14 protein-coding genes are annotated in these 16568 nt (G+C 61.2%); 9 read left to right on the top strand and 5 right to left on the bottom strand.

Features of this window, described 5'->3' with window-relative positions; translation table 11 throughout:
* The first annotated feature begins 2 nt into the window (after positions 1-2).
* Both ACPQ6D_RS16445 and ACPQ6D_RS16440 read left to right on the top strand, forming a co-directional pair.
* On the top strand, positions 3-620 hold the full coding sequence (locus tag ACPQ6D_RS16445; protein WP_423225437.1) for a flavin reductase family protein: 618 nt from the start codon (positions 3-5) through the stop codon (positions 618-620).
* Positions 621-680: 60 nt separating this feature from the next.
* On the top strand, positions 681-1124 hold the full coding sequence (locus ACPQ6D_RS16440) for a hotdog fold thioesterase (protein ID WP_423225436.1): 444 nt from the start codon (positions 681-683) through the stop codon (positions 1122-1124).
* 213 nt (positions 1125-1337) lie between these two features.
* Here ACPQ6D_RS16440 and ACPQ6D_RS16435 read toward each other — a convergent pair whose 3' ends face one another.
* Positions 1338-2675 carry an IS110 family RNA-guided transposase gene (locus tag ACPQ6D_RS16435; RefSeq protein WP_423225435.1) on the bottom strand — a complete coding sequence of 446 codons (1338 nt, stop codon included), beginning with the start codon at positions 2673-2675 and terminating at the stop codon, positions 1338-1340.
* A gap of 501 nt (positions 2676-3176) precedes the next feature.
* Between ACPQ6D_RS16435 and glgA the strand changes: the two genes are divergently transcribed.
* The 3 genes from glgA (at position 3177) to ACPQ6D_RS16420 (ending at position 7185) form a co-directional block, all read left to right on the top strand.
* Positions 3177-4655 (top strand): glycogen synthase GlgA, encoded by a 1479-nt coding sequence (glgA, locus tag ACPQ6D_RS16430; protein ID WP_423225434.1) that lies wholly within the window; start codon positions 3177-3179, stop codon positions 4653-4655.
* Positions 4656-4793: 138 nt separating this feature from the next.
* On the top strand, positions 4794-6143 hold the full coding sequence (locus ACPQ6D_RS16425) for a cytochrome P450 (RefSeq protein ID WP_423225433.1): 1350 nt from the start codon (positions 4794-4796) through the stop codon (positions 6141-6143).
* A 28-nt stretch (positions 6144-6171) separates the two neighbouring features.
* Positions 6172-7185, top strand: coding sequence for an alpha/beta hydrolase-fold protein (locus ACPQ6D_RS16420; protein WP_423225432.1), 1014 nt, complete (start codon positions 6172-6174; stop codon positions 7183-7185).
* A gap of 9 nt (positions 7186-7194) precedes the next feature.
* Here the strand turns inward: ACPQ6D_RS16420 and ACPQ6D_RS16415 are convergent, their stop codons facing one another.
* Positions 7195-8070, bottom strand: coding sequence for a DNA-3-methyladenine glycosylase (locus ACPQ6D_RS16415; RefSeq protein WP_423225431.1), 876 nt, complete (start codon positions 8068-8070; stop codon positions 7195-7197).
* A 269-nt stretch (positions 8071-8339) separates the two neighbouring features.
* Between ACPQ6D_RS16415 and ACPQ6D_RS16410 the strand changes: the two genes are divergently transcribed.
* The 4 genes from ACPQ6D_RS16410 to ACPQ6D_RS16395 all read left to right on the top strand — a co-directional run bounded on the left by ACPQ6D_RS16410 (position 8340) and on the right by ACPQ6D_RS16395 (position 11786).
* Positions 8340-8489, top strand: coding sequence for a hypothetical protein (locus tag ACPQ6D_RS16410; protein WP_423225430.1), 150 nt, complete (start codon positions 8340-8342; stop codon positions 8487-8489).
* 164 nt (positions 8490-8653) lie between these two features.
* Positions 8654-9319 carry a transcription termination/antitermination protein NusG gene (gene nusG, locus ACPQ6D_RS16405; protein WP_423225429.1) on the top strand — a complete coding sequence of 222 codons (666 nt, stop codon included), beginning with the start codon at positions 8654-8656 and terminating at the stop codon, positions 9317-9319.
* An 8-nt stretch (positions 9320-9327) separates the two neighbouring features.
* A complete protein-coding gene (locus ACPQ6D_RS16400; protein WP_423225428.1) occupies positions 9328-10308 on the top strand; it encodes a GDP-mannose 4,6-dehydratase in 981 nt (326 codons plus the stop codon).
* Positions 10309-10496: 188 nt separating this feature from the next.
* Entirely contained in the window at positions 10497-11786 is a 1290-nt protein-coding gene (locus ACPQ6D_RS16395) for a nucleotide sugar dehydrogenase (RefSeq protein WP_423225427.1), read from the top strand.
* Positions 11787-11855: 69 nt separating this feature from the next.
* On the opposite strand, the gene ACPQ6D_RS16390 is transcribed toward ACPQ6D_RS16395, so the two are convergent.
* The 3 genes from ACPQ6D_RS16390 to ACPQ6D_RS16380 all read right to left on the bottom strand — a co-directional run bounded on the left by ACPQ6D_RS16390 (position 11856) and on the right by ACPQ6D_RS16380 (position 16558).
* Entirely contained in the window at positions 11856-14048 is a 2193-nt protein-coding gene (locus ACPQ6D_RS16390) for a glycosyltransferase family 39 protein (RefSeq protein ID WP_423225426.1), read from the bottom strand.
* Positions 14049-14131: 83 nt separating this feature from the next.
* Positions 14132-15241, bottom strand: a complete 1110-nt coding sequence (locus tag ACPQ6D_RS16385) for a M50 family metallopeptidase (RefSeq protein ID WP_423225425.1) — start codon at positions 15239-15241, stop codon at positions 14132-14134.
* Positions 15242-15469: 228 nt separating this feature from the next.
* Positions 15470-16558 (bottom strand): calcium/sodium antiporter, encoded by a 1089-nt coding sequence (locus ACPQ6D_RS16380; RefSeq protein ID WP_423225424.1) that lies wholly within the window; start codon positions 16556-16558, stop codon positions 15470-15472.
* Between the last annotated feature and the right edge of the window lie 10 nt (positions 16559-16568).

Below are 16568 nucleotides of genomic sequence, written 5' to 3'. Positions count from 1 at the left end.
GCATGGAATTTCCAACGCTCTCGTTTACCCCTGCCAGCCTCGGCCCCCGCGACGCCTATCGTCTTCTCATCAGCGTGCTCGTGCCGCGGCCCATCGCCTGGGTGGCGTCGCAGGGCGCTGATGGTTCTGTCAACCTGGCGCCCTTCTCGTTCTTCGGCGGGGTGGGCAACTACCCGCCCACGATCATGGTCGCGATCGGTCAACGCCAGGGGCGGCCGAAAGATACCTTGCGCAACATCCAGGAAACAGGTGAGTTCGTGGTGCACATCGTGGATGAGACCCTGGCGCCGGCCATGAATGTCACCTCCGGTGAATACGCGTATGAGGTCAACGAATTCGAACTGGCGCACCTGGCGACCGTACCTTCACTGGAGGTGCGGCCGCCCCGTCTGGCTGCGGCGCCAGTGGCCCTGGAGTGCAAGGTCAGCCAGTTGGTGCCGGTAGATGGCACGACCTACACGATGGTGCTGGGTCGGGTGCTGCACTTTCATGTGCGCGAAGGGCTGCTGCGCCCGAACGGCCTGGTGGATGCTGATCTGCTGCGCCCGGTCGCCCGCCTGGGCGGCGACGAGTACGCGACACTGGGCGCCGTCTTCGAGATGCAGCGGCCGCCAGCCTGAACTTAACATGCACAGAACAAGTTCGGCATCCCCTAAAATTGACCGGCGAGGAGCATCACAATGTCCATCTGGTTTACACCGGCCTCACCGACTGCCCTGAATGCGCTGTCCGCGCGTACGATGTCACAGGCCATTGGTATTGAATTCCTGGAAGTGGGCGATGACTACGTCAAAGCGCGCATGCCCGTGGACGAGCGCACCGTGCAGCCGGCCGGCATCCTGCACGGCGGCGCCAGTGTGGCGCTGGCCGAGACGTTGGGCAGCGTGGCCGGCACGCTGTGCATTGACCCGCGCCAGAAGATGGTGGTCGGCCTGGAGATCAACGCCAACCACATCCGTTCACTGCGCAGCGGCTTCGTGATCGGCGTGGCGCGGCCGATACACCTGGGCGGCACGACCCAGATCTGGGACATTCGCATGACCAATGAGCAAGACCAGCTTGTGTGTGTTTCGCGCCTGACGCTGGCCGTGCTCAATCGTGAGCGCGCGGGCAGCGGCGCCTGACCGGAAAATAGCCCGATGGCTCACACCAAGACACAAAGACACAAAGAAGCTCTTGACTCCGTGGTGGCTTGGCGCCTTTGTGTGAGGGCTGAGTTGAAAATAGGCCGCGGATGAACACGGATCGCCACGGATTGCCTGTTTTCATCCACGGTTGTGCCAGTGGGGCATGGGCAACTAACCTGAAAATAGCGTCTGGCATTAACGGTTTTGAGACTATGTTGGAGTAACGGTGAGCAGGGGTTCGACAGTTACTCGGTAGCCGAGTTGTTCGATACGTCGCTGCAAGCGACTGATGACTTTCGACTTGTTGCGTTGATCAAGATAAGTGGCGCCCAAGTCTTTGTAGGGTTCACGCTTTTTAAGCATCTGGTAAATAGCGATTAGGATGCGATGCGCCACGGCGATAATTGCGCGCTTGGCGCCTCGACGGGCAGCCAGGCGGTAGTAGAAGGAGGAAAGATAAGATTTCTTGACCTTGACTGCGGCCCAGGAGACCTGGACCAAAATCGTTCGCAGCCAGCGGTTGCCATGTCCCGTGGCGCCAGAGTAGTGCTTGCCGGCACTCTGGTTGTTGCCGGGTGAAAGCTTGGCCCACGAAGCAAGATGTGCTTCCGTGGGAAAGTGGCTCATGTCGATGCCGATCTCGGCCAAGATCATCTCAGCGGCACGACGTCCCACACCCGGAACGGTGTCAGCCAGGTCGATGGCGGCTTCCCAGGTTAACGGTTGCGTCGAGTCGTTGGGCGGCGGTGCGGCTGGTTGGGGTTGGCTTGGCTGTGCAGGTTCTTGATCATTCGGCGGTTGTGGCATGTCCTGCATCGCCTGCGCAATCTGCTCATCGAACAAGGAAATCTGCTCATCCAGAAAGTCGATCTGCATCAGGTGCTGGGCGATCAAGAAGCGATGGTGGTCGCGTACCACACCGTTCAACGCCTGTTCGAGAGCCGTACGTTTGTTGCGTAAGCGGCCCTTGGCCAGTTCTGCCAACGCGGATGGCTCCACTTGGTTGGCCACAAGGGCTTCGAGCATGCGTCGAGCTGAGACGCCGGTGACATCCGTTGCCACCGAACTGAGCTTGATGTTGGCCCATTCGAGCACCTTCTGCAGACGATTGATCACCGTTGCCCGATCCTGCACCAAATTGGTGCGTTGCCGCGTCAAGTCGCGTAGGTCGCGTTGAGCTTGTGGCGGGATGAAGCTGCCGCGCAGCAAGCCGTGCCGTAACAACTCAGCAATCCATTCGGCGTCTTTGACATCGGTCTTGCGACCAGGCACCGCCTTGATATGCTTGGCGTTGGCCACCAGCAACTCGAAGTTACCCTCCAGGAGGTTGTAGATCGGCTTCCAGAACTCACCCGTGCTCTCCATCGCCACGTGTGTGATCTGCAAGCTCGTTAACCAATCCGACATCGCCAACAAATCGGCCGTCATTGTTCCAAAGGTGCGAGTCTCCATCCGTTTCTCGCCCTTTGGCCCACGTGTGATGCAACACGCCACAACGGTCTTCTTGTGGACATCCAACCCAGCACCATGCGTGTAAACCACGTCCATGTCATCACCTCGTAGATGAATTGTGGCTGGCGAGATGCCCCAGTAGATGATTCTAACCTACGTGCTTCCCGGACGAGGCCGGGTACCACAATTGGCCGTGCCAACAGGCATCCAGGTCGAACTGACTTGCAGGCTCTTGGCACCAACGACGTTACGACCTTTGCACCAACCGCATGGGTACAAGTATAGCACATTTTCATCCATGGTTGTGCGCCCCCGCGCATGGGTAACTGACTTGAAAATAGGCCGCGGATGAACACGGATCGCCACGGATTGCCTGTTTTCATCCACGGTTGTGCGTCCGGCGCATGGGTAACTGACTTGAATTGCGCCGGTCAAGTTCGGCAAGCTGGGGCCGCCTGCAGGCGTCCGGTTGAATTGCTCGCCTTTTCCGTCCGTGCTACAATCGGTCGCACGAAAACCATAGATTCTCATGGCGGAAGCCTCTCCCGTTCTCATGAGAAGGGCGCGTGCAACCATGTGTGTGAAAGGATCTTCTTCATGCCGTCCCAATTGAAAATTGTGATGATTGCCTCGGAATGTGTTCCTTATGCGAAGACCGGCGGCCTGGCTGATGTGGCCGGCGCTTTACCAAAGGTCTTACGTGCGTTGGGGCACGAAGTCATTGTGGTGATACCCAAATACAGCAGCATTGACGAGAAGAAATTCGGTTTGCGCCCATTCCTCAGTCCCATGGGGGTCTGGATGGGCAACACGCAGGAGTGGTGCAGCGTCTACACCACCAGTAACGATGGGGTGCCAACTTATTTCATTGATTTCACGCGCTACTTTGATCGCCCTGGTCTCTACCATGACGCCGCCTACAACGATTACCTGGACAATCCATACCGCTTTGGTTTCTTGACGCGGGCCGGTTTGCAGTTGTGCGTGGACCTCAACTTCAAGCCTGACATCGTGCATGTGCACGACTGGCATACGGCGCTCGCCCCGGGCTTCCTCAAGATTTGGCACTGGAACGACCCGATTCTTGGCGGCGCCGCCAGCGTGCTGACCATCCACAATGTCGCCTACCAGGGAAACTACGACGCCAGTTGTTTTGATTACCTGGGGCTGCAGTGGGGCAATTTTACATCCGATAAGTTCGAAGATCATGGCCGCATCAACTTCCTCAAGGGGGGCATTCAGTATGCGGACGTCGTGAACACGGTCAGCCCCACCTATGCCCGGGAGACGCGCTCGCCCGAATTGTCCTATGGTATGGCGCCCTTCCTCAACGGCCGCGGCGACAACTATGTCGGCATCCTCAACGGCGTGGACTACACCGAATGGAATCCGGCTGTGGACAAGCTGATTCCCGCGCACTTCTCGCCGCACGACCTGTCGGGCAAAGCCGCGTGCAAGGCCGAACTGCAGCGTCAGATGGGCCTGGAAATCAACTCGCACGTGCCCATTGTGGGCGTCGTCAGCCGCCTGGCCGCGCAGAAGGGGCTTGATTTGTTGGCGCAGGTCATCGAGCGCACCGTCTCCGCGATGCAAGTTCAGTTCGCCATTCTTGGTTCAGGCGACCCTGGCCTGGAAGCCTTTTTCCGCTCCGCCGCGGAGCGCTATCCCGGCCGCATCGGCGTCTACATCGGCTACAGCAACCCTGTCGCCCACCTGATCGAAGCCGGCGCCGACTTCTTCATCATGCCGTCGCTCTTCGAGCCATGCGGTCTGAACCAAATCTACTCGCTGAAGTACGGCACACTGCCCATCGTGCGCGCTACGGGCGGCCTGGACGATACAGTTGAGCAGTATGATGAAGCCACCGGGAATGGCACCGGTTTCAAGTTCAGCGAGCCGTCTGCCCATGCCATCTTCTACACCGTCGGCTGGGCCGTCAGCACGTACTATGACCGCAAGCATCACCTCAACCAGATGATACAGAAGGCCATGCAGCAGGATTACTCGTGGGAAAAGAGCGCTCACGCCTACGAAGAGCTGTACGCCAAAGCCATACGCAACAAACAGGGCGCCTAGGTAACTTCTCCATCGGTGGTGGCCGACGAGGGACGCAGACCCCCATAGAACATGGCCGCAGGCGGTCTGCGACTGCCGTGTTCCCCGGATTATTGAGATGATGCGCTTTTGCTTGGATTACCTGGGAAATAACGACTGATGACGCGTGATGCTCCAGGCCCGGCAGGCCTGCCGTTGTTTGGAAATCTGTTCGACTTTGGGGGCGGTGATCGGCTGACCTCGATGGTGCGCCTGCGGCAGCAGTACGGCGACATCGTGCGGCTGCGCATCATGGGCCGTACGTTGCACATTGTCAGCCACCCGGACGACATCAAATACGTTTTGCAGGACAACAATCGCAATTACGTCAAAGGGCGGGCGCTGGGAAAAGCCAAAGTCTTCTTGGGTGAAGGCTTGCTGACCAGCGAGGGCGAGCTGTGGCGACGACAACGTCGCCTGGCGCAGCCGGCGTTCCATCGCCAACATATCGAACGCTTTGCCGCGACCATGACCGACGCGACCGCCGATCTCCTGCAGCGCTGGGAGCCGCTGGCCAAGGCGGGGCAGCCGATCAACGTCGCGGATCAGATGATGCGCCTGACCCTCGATATCGTCAGCCGGACGCTCTTCAGCACCGGCCTGACGGCCGCCGAGATTGACAGCGTCGCCGCGGCCATGCCGTTCATCCTGCGCGAAACCGATCGCCGCATCCGTGCGCCCCTAGAGATCCGGGAGCATTTGCCACTGCCGTCTAATCGTCGTTTTCAAACCAACCTCAGGACGTTGGACGCCATCGTCTATCGCATCATCGCTGACCGACGGCGTTTGGGCGGCGACCGTGACGATCTGCTCGGCCTGCTCATGGCCGCGCGTGATGAAGAAACCGGCGCCGCCATGGATGACAAACAACTGCGCGACGAGGCGATGACGATCTTCCTGGCAGGGCATGAGACCACCGCCAACAACCTGGCCTGGACATGGACCTTGCTCTCGCAGCACCCTGATGGGCGGCGCCGCCTGCAGGCCGAGTTGGACCAGGTCTTACGTGGACGAACGCCGGACGCGGCCGATATGCCGCGCCTGATCTACACCCGCATGGTGCTCGATGAATCGCTGCGTCTTTATCCGCCGGCGTGGGCCATCGCGCGCCAGACCACGATGCCCGATCAGGTCGGCGGTTACGACATTCCTGCCAATTCAGGCATCATCATGAGCAGCTATGTGGTGCATCGTCACCCCGCGTTCTGGTGCAACGCGGAGGCATTTGACCCAGAACGCTTTGCGCCTGAGCGAATCAAAACTCAGCATCGGTATGCTTACTTTCCCTTTGGCGGCGGCCCACGGCTTTGTATTGGCAACAGCTTTGCCCTGATGGAATCCGCCCTGATCCTGGCCATGATCAGTCAACGGTACGATCTGAATCTCTGGGAAGGACATCCAGTGGTCCCCGAAACGGCTTTCACCTTGCGTCCCTTGCAGGGTGTGATGGTCACGCTACATGTGCGCTGAACCAATTTTACCGAAAAGAGGAGAGTTTATGGCGCGTCTCATATCACCACACCGGCAGGGCGACCAGGTTACATTTCTTTGGCAGGGCGAAGAAGCGCCGCAAGTCACCGGCGATTGGAATAACTGGGATCTGGTGGACGCGCCGACCCTCGAAGCAGTCAGGCCTGGGCTTTGGGCCTATACCATGACCATGCCAGCCGATGCGTACATCGAGTACAGTTTCTACCTGAACGGGAGGCACGTGCGGGATCCGCTCAATCCACATTCGACCGCCGACGGTTTCGGTCATCGCACCAGTTACTTCTACATGCCAGGGGCCGCGCGCACACCGTGGATCACGCGCCAGCCCGAGACGCCAGCCGGGATCGTGACGCGCCACTATGTTGACGCTGGTTTTTTGGCCGTCGGCAAACAGCGGCTGGTCTATCTCTACCAGCCGCCGGTTACAGAACCATGCCCCTTGCTCGTGGTCTTCGATGGTTTGGAGTACCTGCGCCGCGTGCACCTGCCGACGATCGTGGACAGCTTGATCGCGCAGGGCCGCATGCAGCCGGTCGCGCTGGCGCTGCTGGCGCATGGCGGCAAGACGCGCATCAACGAGTATGCCTGCGGCGAGATGACCCTTGATTTCATTCTGCGCCAGGTGCTGCCCCTCGCGCACGCGAACCTCAACCTGCTTGATCCCCAGGACGCACCCGGCAGCTTTGGCGCGCTCGGCAGCTCGATGGGCGGCTTGATGGCGCTCTACACCGGGCTGCGCTATCCAGCCATCTTCGGCCGCGTGCTCAGCCAGTCCGGCGCGTTCAATGTCAGCGGCCACCAGACGGTGGTCTGGCCCTTGGTGAGACTGCAAGAACCGACGCCCACGCGTATCTGGCTGCAAGTGGGCCGTTTTGAGCGGCTGCACCCGGTCAACCTGGCGATGCACGAGCTTTTGCAGACGAAAGGTTATGCGGCGACCCTGCGCGAGGGCAACTGGAGCCATAACTATCCGGCCTGGCGTGACGCCGTGGCCGACGGATTGGTGGCGCTGTACGGCTAGGAAAAGCCCTCATCCAGGTTTTGGATTTGGATGCGCGCGAATGACAAAACGCCACGGCACGCTGCGCCCCCATTCATCCGCGCGCACGTTGATGCGCGGCGTCGCCTCGATGTCCGCAGGCGCCACGGGTTGCCCCGGCGCCAGGTAGAGCGGGCCAACCTGGGTCAGGTCATGGCCGTTGAGCGCGCGGTCAATCTGCAGGGCCCGGCACAGTTTGCCAGGACCATTGGTTTGTTTCTGAGCCTCATCGCGCGTTCGCGGCGCAGGCTGTGTGAGCTCGAGCGCGCGCACGAGCACCGCGCCTGGCGTTCCCTCCGCTTCTGTCACCACATTGAAGCAGAAGTACATCCCGTAGATGAAATAGACATACGCGCGGCCAGGCTCGCCGAACATGATAGCCGCGCGGGGTGTGGGGCCGCGCGCGGCATGGCTGGCCCGATCCTCCGCGCCGCCATAGGCTTCGGTCTCCACAATGCGGCCGTAAAGGCGCTGACCGTCTGCCAATTCGCGCACCAACAGCTTTCCCAGCAAATCCTGCGCCACCTGGGGCGTAGGCCGGGCGTAGAAGGCGCGCGCCAGGGGCGCGTCTGCCTGGCCCCCGGCAGCCGGCAGGAAGATATAGAGCGTTTCGCCTGCCCGCATCCGTCGCGTGCCGAGCGCGTGCGCAGCCACGATGCGTGAGTCCACAAAAAACTGGTACGGGTTGGCGTGAGAAATGCCAGCGGCCGTGGTCAGCGCGACGTCGAAGCCGGAGTAAGCGTCCTGCAGATAGATCAGGAGATCGTTGACAGTTGGCGGGTTATCATCATCCGGCCATGCGATCTGCAAGCGGCGTTGACCGACAGCTCGCCACAGGGGTTCGCCAAGTTTGATTTGAATGTCCATGCCTGTTACTCATCGAGCCTTAATCGAATTGCGCCCGTTTGCACCATCAGGTTGGGAACCGACTGATGACCTCACTCGTTGTTCTACACGGCCCAGATAATCAAATCGGCCAGCATGAGATGATAACCGCCAACAGCTCGGTTGGCTCGGTCGTGAGGCAACTTGATGACCATAGATGAACAAATCGTCAGGCCGCGGACGCATAAAATTCACCCTCGTTTCACCTCGGCGCGCCATAATATGATAGTTGTGATGTCAGGAGGAAGAACATGCCGTGGTTGATCCTGAGTGCTGTCATTGTGCTCTTGGCCTGGACTTTTTTGCCGGGCGATGACGTGGTGCAGGAAACGGACGCCATCCCAGATCGTCGCTCCCTGCTTGGTTACGCCTTAACCTGGCTGCGCCGCAATCTGCCTTAGCCTCTTGCGCGTGGATTCTACAGAGCGGTTGGCAAACCGCCAAATACGCAACCGTCTCCATGCATCGCCCTGTTTTCATTTGTGAGAGCAGGGCGATTTGTGTTAAACTAGCGCGGCAATCATTGCCTGAATGCTGATTGCACATCTCTCGCAGAGGCGCTGCATTGTTACACTGGTATGCGCTGCACGTCAAACCGAACGCTGAGTACCTGGTTGCCGAGATTCTTGAATCACGCTCGATCGAAACCTATCTACCAACTCTCAAATCCTTGCACCCACGCCCAGGCCACACGACGACGCCTTATTTTCCGAGCTACTTGTTTGCTCGTATAGATTTTGAAGTCACCGGTTACGCCGCGATTGCCTGGACGCCCGGTATCCGTGGTGTGGTGGCGGTCGAACGGCGGCCAGCCATCCTGGGAGATGAGGTCATCCAAGCCATTCGTGAGCGCGTGGATCACATTTGGGCCGAGGGCGGACTGCCTACGCACACGTTCCAACCCGGTGATCGCGTACGAATCCGCGCAGGAGCCTTGCAAGGCCTGATGGGCGTCTTCGAAGGCCCCACGACGCCCACGCAGCGCGTCCGTATCTTGTTGAATTTCCTCGGGCGCGCCCGTCCCGCCGAGGTGCCGGTGGATGGGCTTGAACTGGCTGCCCCGGATGATATGGATCCGCTGGACCTGATCGAGATCGCACGTGAACGCGAGCAGGCGCACCTGCGCCGCGGGACGCGGGGTAAAGGGCGCAAGGTTCGGTATCATGAAGAAGCGCCGAATCAGGGCAGCGAAGCGCCCAACGATCAAGCCGCTGACGCCGAAGACAAGTGAGGTGATTTGTGCGCGTTTTGATTACCGGCGGCGCCGGTTTTATTGGTAGTCATCTGGCTGAGGCGCTCTTGGCCGCCGGCCACCGGGTCACCATCATGGATGACCTATCCACGGGGCGTTTTGAGAACATTGCCCACCTGGTCGGCCAACCTGCGTTTCAGTTCGCCATTGACTCGATCACCAACGATATGGTGCTCGACCGCTTGACCAGCGAATGTGACATGGTTTTTCATCTCGCCGCTGCCGTGGGCGTGGAGCTGATTGTGCGGCAGCCAGTGCACACCATCCAAACCAATGTCATGGGCACGGAAGCGGTGCTGCGCACGGCGGCCCGCTATCGGGCGCGCGTCTTGATCGCCTCGACCTCGGAGGTGTACGGCAAAGGCAGCCGCGTACCGTTCAGCGAAGAGGACGACGTGCTCCTCGGCCCGACCAAGAAGAACCGGTGGGCTTATGCGGCGAGCAAAATGGTAGACGAGTTCTTGGGTTTGGCCTATTACCACGAGAAGAATCTGCCTGTCACCATCATGCGCTTCTTCAACACGGTGGGGCCCCGCCAAACCGGCCGTTACGGCATGGTGGTTCCGCGCCTGGTCGGGCAGACGCTGGCCGGGCAGCCGCTGACCGTTTACGGCGACGGCCAGCAGAGCCGCTGTTTTTGTGACGTGGCCGACGTGGTGCGCGCGGCGTTGGCGTTGGCCGAGCGCTCTGACACAGTGGGCGAAGTCTTCAATGTGGGTGGCACCGAAGAGATTACCATCCTCAATCTGGCGCGCCTGATCCTGCAGGTGCTCACACCGCAATCGCCCCCAACCGCGGATGACCCGCGCATCCGCTTTGTCCCTTACGCGGATGCCTACGCGCCTGGTTTTGAAGACATGCGCCGACGGGTGCCCGATACGAGCAAACTGTACGCGCTCACCGGCTGGACGCCCGCCGTGCCCCTGGCGGAGACGATCCAGCGCGTGGCGGACGCGCTGCGCAGATAAACAACATAGAGGTAACTACTGAAGCGGTGTGCCGTCGTAAGACAGAGCGATTGAAATCGCGCCTGATGGGCGTACCGCCATGCGTCCACCTGGTTGACGAGATATTGGTCGGCGCAGGCCGACCTTGCGGCGGAACGCCCTTTCGCCCCGAATTCATTCGGCGGCTATAGAATTGAGTCCCAAAAACGATGCTAGAAATAAAATCTCAACTGTTGACAAAACTGAATACACACGCCGCCCACATTGCCGTCATCGGCCTGGGGTATGTCGGCCTGCCGCTGGCCGCGGCCTTTGCCGAAGCTGGTTTCACGGTGGTCGGCATTGATGTGGATCCAACCAAGGTCAAGGCGATCAATCGGGGAGAATCGTATGTCGAAGATGTCGCGAGCGATCGCCTGGCTCGCCTGACCGCCGCGGCCACCCTGTCGGCCACAACCGATTTTGGCGCCCTGGCCGCGTGCGACGCCGCCATCATCTGCGTGCCCACGCCGCTGAGCAAGACACGCGACCCGGATGTGCGTTACCTGATTGCGGCAGGTGAATCGGTGGCCCGGCATATGCACCCCGGCATGTTGGTGTCGCTGGAATCAACGACCTACCCGGGTACGACGGAGGAACTGCTGCGCCCTATGCTCGAGGCGGGCGGATTGCGCGCCGGCCATGATTTTTTCCTGGCGTTCTCGCCGGAACGCATTGACCCCGGGCGCAAGGATTACCTGGTGGAGAATACACCCAAGGTCGTCGGCGGCCTGACCGCCGACTGCCTGGAGGTAGCCGTTGCCCTCTATCGCCAGGCCATCCACACGATCGTGCCGGTCTCTTCGACGCAAACCGCGGAGATGGTCAAGCTATTGGAGAACACCTTCCGCGCGGTCAACATCGCGCTGGTCAACGAAATCGCGATCATGTGTGACAAGCTCGGCATTGATGTGTGGGAAGTCATTGATGCGGCCAATACCAAACCCTATGGTTTCATGAAGTTCACGCCTGGCCCTGGCGTCGGTGGACATTGTATCCCGCTCGATCCGCACTATCTGTCGTGGAAATTGAAGACGCTGAATTACAATGCGCGCTTCATTCAATTGGCCGGCGAAATCAACAGCGAAATGCCGCGCTACTGGGTCAACAAAGTGCAGGATGGGCTAAACGACGCCGGCAAACCGCTGCGCGGCAGCCAGGTTTTGGTCTTGGGTGTGGCCTACAAGAAGGACGTGGATGATGTGCGTGAGTCGCCTGCGTTGGACATCATCGAACTGCTGCGCGCCAAAGGCGCGGCCGTGACGTACCACGACCCGCACGTCCCGACCGTACAGCATAACGGCCACGCGCTGGCATCGGTGAGCGATCTGAAGTCTGCGCTTGAGACGGCCGATTGCGTGGTGGTGGCGACAGACCATTCTACCTACGATTGGGCAGACATCACCCGGCGCGCAACCTTGATCGTGGATACACGCCATGCCGTGACGCCAACCTTGTAAGTGCCTTGCGCCTGAAATTCTTCTACACAAAAAGCCCGACTTCTCACCGAAGCCGGGCTTTCTTGTTGACTAGCGGCAAAGTTCCAGGCCTGGCAGGGGAATGGGCGGCGCGCTGCCCTGCGTGTCGAGCGCGTAGAGACGCGTGCCATTTTCTTCGTGCAAAAGCGTCAGGCGGTCAGCTACCGCGGCTAGAAAGGCATCCAGGTTCGCGGCCACTTCGCGACCCTGGGGATAGAAAAATTGGCTGCCATCCGGCAGCACGAGCAGATGTGTGATCCCCAATTCGTGCAGCCGCGCCAGGAAGCGCTGCGCGTCCGTCAGCGCGCCAAAATCGAGCAGCCCCTGGAAGGCCGGGTCAACCGGCGCCTGGTCACGCGCCAGGAACGAGCCGCGCAGCGACCAATTCAGCACACGCGCGTTGATCGGGAGATGCTGGTTAGCCCAGGCCATGGCCGCGTATTCGGGCAGACCCCGGCTCAAGGCGGCGCTTTCGCTTTCCAGCCCCAGCACCACCCGCGGGGCGTCGAGCCGCGCAGACGCTGCATGGGCCAGACCAAGCATCGTGACGAAGACCAATAAGATCGCCGCGGCGTTGCGCGCCCAGCCGCGGCCGCGCGTCAGCAGCGGCCAGGTGCATGCGGCCGCGGCGATCGCGCCTACGGCCTGGGCCATGACAAAGAAGCGCGGCATGGGAAAGAGAACGGCCTGGACAATGGTCAGCAGCGCGCCAGCCGCCAGTAGCCCGAAAACGGCACGTCGCTTGTCGCCGAACTCCCCAGCCAACAGCCGCAGCAGAGTCAACGGCCAGGCCAGGCTGAGCCAGATGCCGCTGGCGTACAGGGCGACCAACTGCAGGGCCACCCCCAGGCTGGCTGCGCTGCGCACGCGGCCAACGCCAACATAAGCAAAGTGGGCGCGGTGCAGAAGATCAGCGCAGCGGTTCCAGGTTGTTTCGGCAAACCAACGGTAGCCAAAGGGGATAATTGGATCGCCGCCCAGCATCCAGGCGCGGGCGAGCCAGGGCAGCGAAGGCAGCGCGGCGACGAGGATAACGGCCGCCAGCAGCCGCCCGCGGCCGGCCGCGGCCGGCCGCCAGAATAAACGCGCCAGGGTTGTCAGCCCAAACAGCGCCAGGTAAGGCCAGCCCAAGAGTTTCGTCCCGGCCGCCAGGCCCGCGCTCAGCGCAGCGATGAGCAGCCAGCCCGGCGCGTCCGTGGCATGCCAGCGCAGCCAGGCCAGCGCTGCCGCCAACAGGAACAGAGCCAGGGGAATGTCCACATAGGCCGAAGGGGCATAAGTGGCAATATCCGGCGTGGAGAAAAGAAGCACGACGGCGAGCAGTCCAACCTGCGCGCCAAACCACTGGCGCGCGGCGACAAAGACGCCCAGGAGCAGCAGCAGCGTCAGGCCTAACCCGATCAACTGCGCCAGTTGGTCGCCGGCCAGCGCCAGGCCCCACAGATTGAGCATCTCCACATTGCCAGGCCACAAGCTGCGGTAGTGCGCGGGGAAATAGGCCAGGCTGCCAGCCTGCAAGAACAAGCGCGGGATGAAGAGATGGTACCAGGTGGCGTCGAACGCGGCGCTGGGGGCCAGCGCGCCCAGCAAATCAAGCAGTGCAAAGGGGGCCAGCGCCAGCGCCAGGAGCCGCTGACTGCTGGCGGCGGGCAGCGCGGGATGCCAGGCGAGCGCCGATCGCACCAGCCAGCGTAGATCGCGCCATGACACCAGCGCGCCCACGATCAGCGCCGCGCCCAAAGTCCAGGCAGACAGCCCGTGCACAAGGCCCAGCGCCAGGGCAGTCAAGATCAGCAGGCCGCAGCCGATAATCCACGCGAAGAAGAGCGTCGCTGCGGTCCCGTCGGTGAGCAATCCCAGGCGGCGCATCAGCCAGCGGCCGGCCGCGGCCGTCACCGCGGCAAGCACGATCAGCAGCAACAGGCTGAGGCCGTTGACGGCTGGCCGGCGCAGAGCCAGGGCCAGCAATCCGACCAGGGTTGCCCCCGCCAGCCAACGGTCAAAACGGGCGTTACGCCAGAGGAGCCAGCCGCCCGCCAGCATGAGCAGCAGCGCGAGGATCAAGGCCGCGCCCCATGTCGGGGTCAGACGGTCCAGGTAGCGGAACCAGTCGAAGTAGCCTGGCGTGGCGCTTGAGCTTGGGTGATGGACGGCCTGCCAGCCGTGCCAGACAAACCAGACGCTGCCGGCCGTCAGCCAGAAAAGCGCGGTGATGGGCGATGTGAGAAGGCGGAGTTTTTGCATAAGGAAACCGGCGGTGATTATAACACCGCCGGTTTGGAAGCCCAACTTTGCCGGGTCGTTTGGAGATTGAATCGGTAGCTGACTTATTGCGCCGGGAAGAGAGGCGCGCCGCTCCACCAGGCCGACAGGTCGAAGTACGAAATCACCGCCATCAGCGCCAAAAGCCCCACCATCCCGACCAAATGCACCAGCGCTTCGCGCTCAGGCGGGATGCGCTTGCCGCGGCGAAGCGCTTCCAGCAGCACAAACACCAGTCGTCCGCCGTCCAGCGCGGGCAGCGGCAGCAGGTTGATGATGAAGAAGTTGAGACTCAGAAAAGCGGTCAGCTCGATGAGCGGCAAGATGCCCTGGCGCGCCAATTCCCCGGTGATGCGAGCGATGCCGACGGGGCCGGCGACGCCGCCCATGGGGGCTGCATCGGGCGCGGGCGCGATCAGGCTGCGGACCAATTGGCCGAGGCCTGTGGTCATCAGGATGACCACTTCGCCGGTGCGCTGTACGCCCATGGTCAGGGCCTGGCCGAAGTTGGCGGCTGTGATCAACCCACGTTCAATCGCGATGCCTGCTGCGCCTTCGCCCGCGGGCGTCTCAGCCGCCGTGCGGGGCGTGATGGTCAGGTTGAGCGTTTGTCCGCCGCGCAGGATGGTGATGGGCAGCGGCCGGCCGCGATTCTGCAAGATGGCCGCGCGCACATCGTCCGTGCTGGTTGGACGAGTATCGCCCACGAGCAGGAACTGATCCCCCACCTGCAAGCCAGCCTGTACGGCGGGCGATCCTGGCGCGACGGCATTGATTTCGACCTTCCCCAGGGGGTAGGAAACGCCCGATGTGAAGACGATGGCGTACAGAATTGGCGCGAGGATCAAGTTCATCAGCGGTCCGGCCAGCAGCACGATCGCGCGCTGATAGGGCTTCTTGGAATTGAGGCTGCCCTCGCTGTCAAACCCGCTTTCTTCCCCGGCCATGCGTACAAAGCCGCCCAACGGCAGCCAGTTGAGCGTGAACTTGATGCCTTTGCGCTCGAAGAGCGTCGCCATGCGCGGCGGGTACCCAAATCCAAACTCCTCGACCTTGACCTTCATCCAGAGCGCAGCCAGAAAGTGGCCGAGCTCATGCCAAAAAACGAGAATGCCCAGGACTGGTATCACAGCCAGCCAGGCAAGCTTATTGCTCAGTAAACTCAAATCAACCATTTTTACTCCTCATTGCCATTGAACCTGCGGGCGGCGCGGATTTTTCAAGCGCACGCCGGCGTTTGTCATGCTGGCACGATGAGCATGATACTGCATATCACGCCCCTTTTCTGTCAGCCAATACGCAGTTCCACGCGCTTTGTTCCTGGCGTAAGCTGCCAGATTTCCCTTCGGCGCGGGATGATCAACCAAACACGACCCACGGCGCACCTACACGGGCGGCCGCGGTTACGAGCTGGCTTCTGCACGGTTCAGCCTGGTTTGGCGCACCACGACGACCGCCAGGGTGATGATGGTCAACGGCACGACGAACAGCAGCATGACGGCGCTGAAGGTCGGCAGCGCATCATGACCAACGGCATCGAGCACCAGGTAAATCGTGTAGGCGACGTAGTATCCGAACAAAAGCGCGCCTTCCCAACGCGCAATCCGATAGCCAGTGAAGAAGATCGGCAAGCAAGCGAACGCGACGGCCAGCATGACGGGCAGGTCCAAGCGCAGCGCCGCGGTGGGCACGGCGATGCCTTGCGCCGACGCTAGACTGCAAGCGCCAAGCACGAACAGGAGGTTGAACAAGTTACTGCCCACGACGTTGCCTACGGCAATATCACGCTCGCCGCGCAAACTGGCGATGACCGATGTGGCTACCTCTGGCAGCGACGTGCCCGCGGCAATGATGGTCAATCCGATGATCAGTTCGCTTAGACCCAAGACGCGGGCCAGAGACACCGCGCCTCCCACCAACCAGCGCGCGCCGAGCACCAGCATCACCAGCCCGCCAATGATGAGAAGCAGGTCAACCACGCGCGAGGATTGGCGGCCGGCGTCAAATTCCTTTTCGTATTCTCGCTGCACGTCAGGCTCGGTGTGGCGGCTGGCGCGCACGGCAAAGATGGTGTAGGCAATTGCCCCCAGCACCAGCAGCAAACCGTCCACGCGACCAATACGACCGTCCAGAGCCATCAGGAACACGGCCGCGGACAACCCGATCATCAAGGGAACATCCAGCTGGATCAAGCGTTGATGAACAACCAGCGGGCCGATCAACGCCGAGATCCCAAGAATGAAGAGGACGTTGAAGATGTTGCTGCCAATGACATTGCCCAGGGCAATATCGGCCTCGCCGCCCAGACTGGCCTGCAGCCCCACAGCCAGTTCGGGCGCGCTGGTGCAAAACGCGACCACGGTCAATCCAATGATGATCGGCGAGATGCCCAGGCTGCGCGCCAGCCGCGCTGCGCCCCGCACGAGCACTTCGGCGCCTGCGATCAGCAGGGCCAATCCTAGAATAAACAACCCCAGGGTTACTGCATCCACGTTGACCTCC

Source organism: Candidatus Amarolinea aalborgensis (assembly GCF_900491745.1).
In the GTDB taxonomy this organism is placed as follows: Bacteria; Chloroflexota; Anaerolineae; order SSC4; family Amarolineaceae; genus Amarolinea; species Amarolinea aalborgensis.
This window is presented reverse-complemented; position numbering and strand designations above follow the sequence as displayed.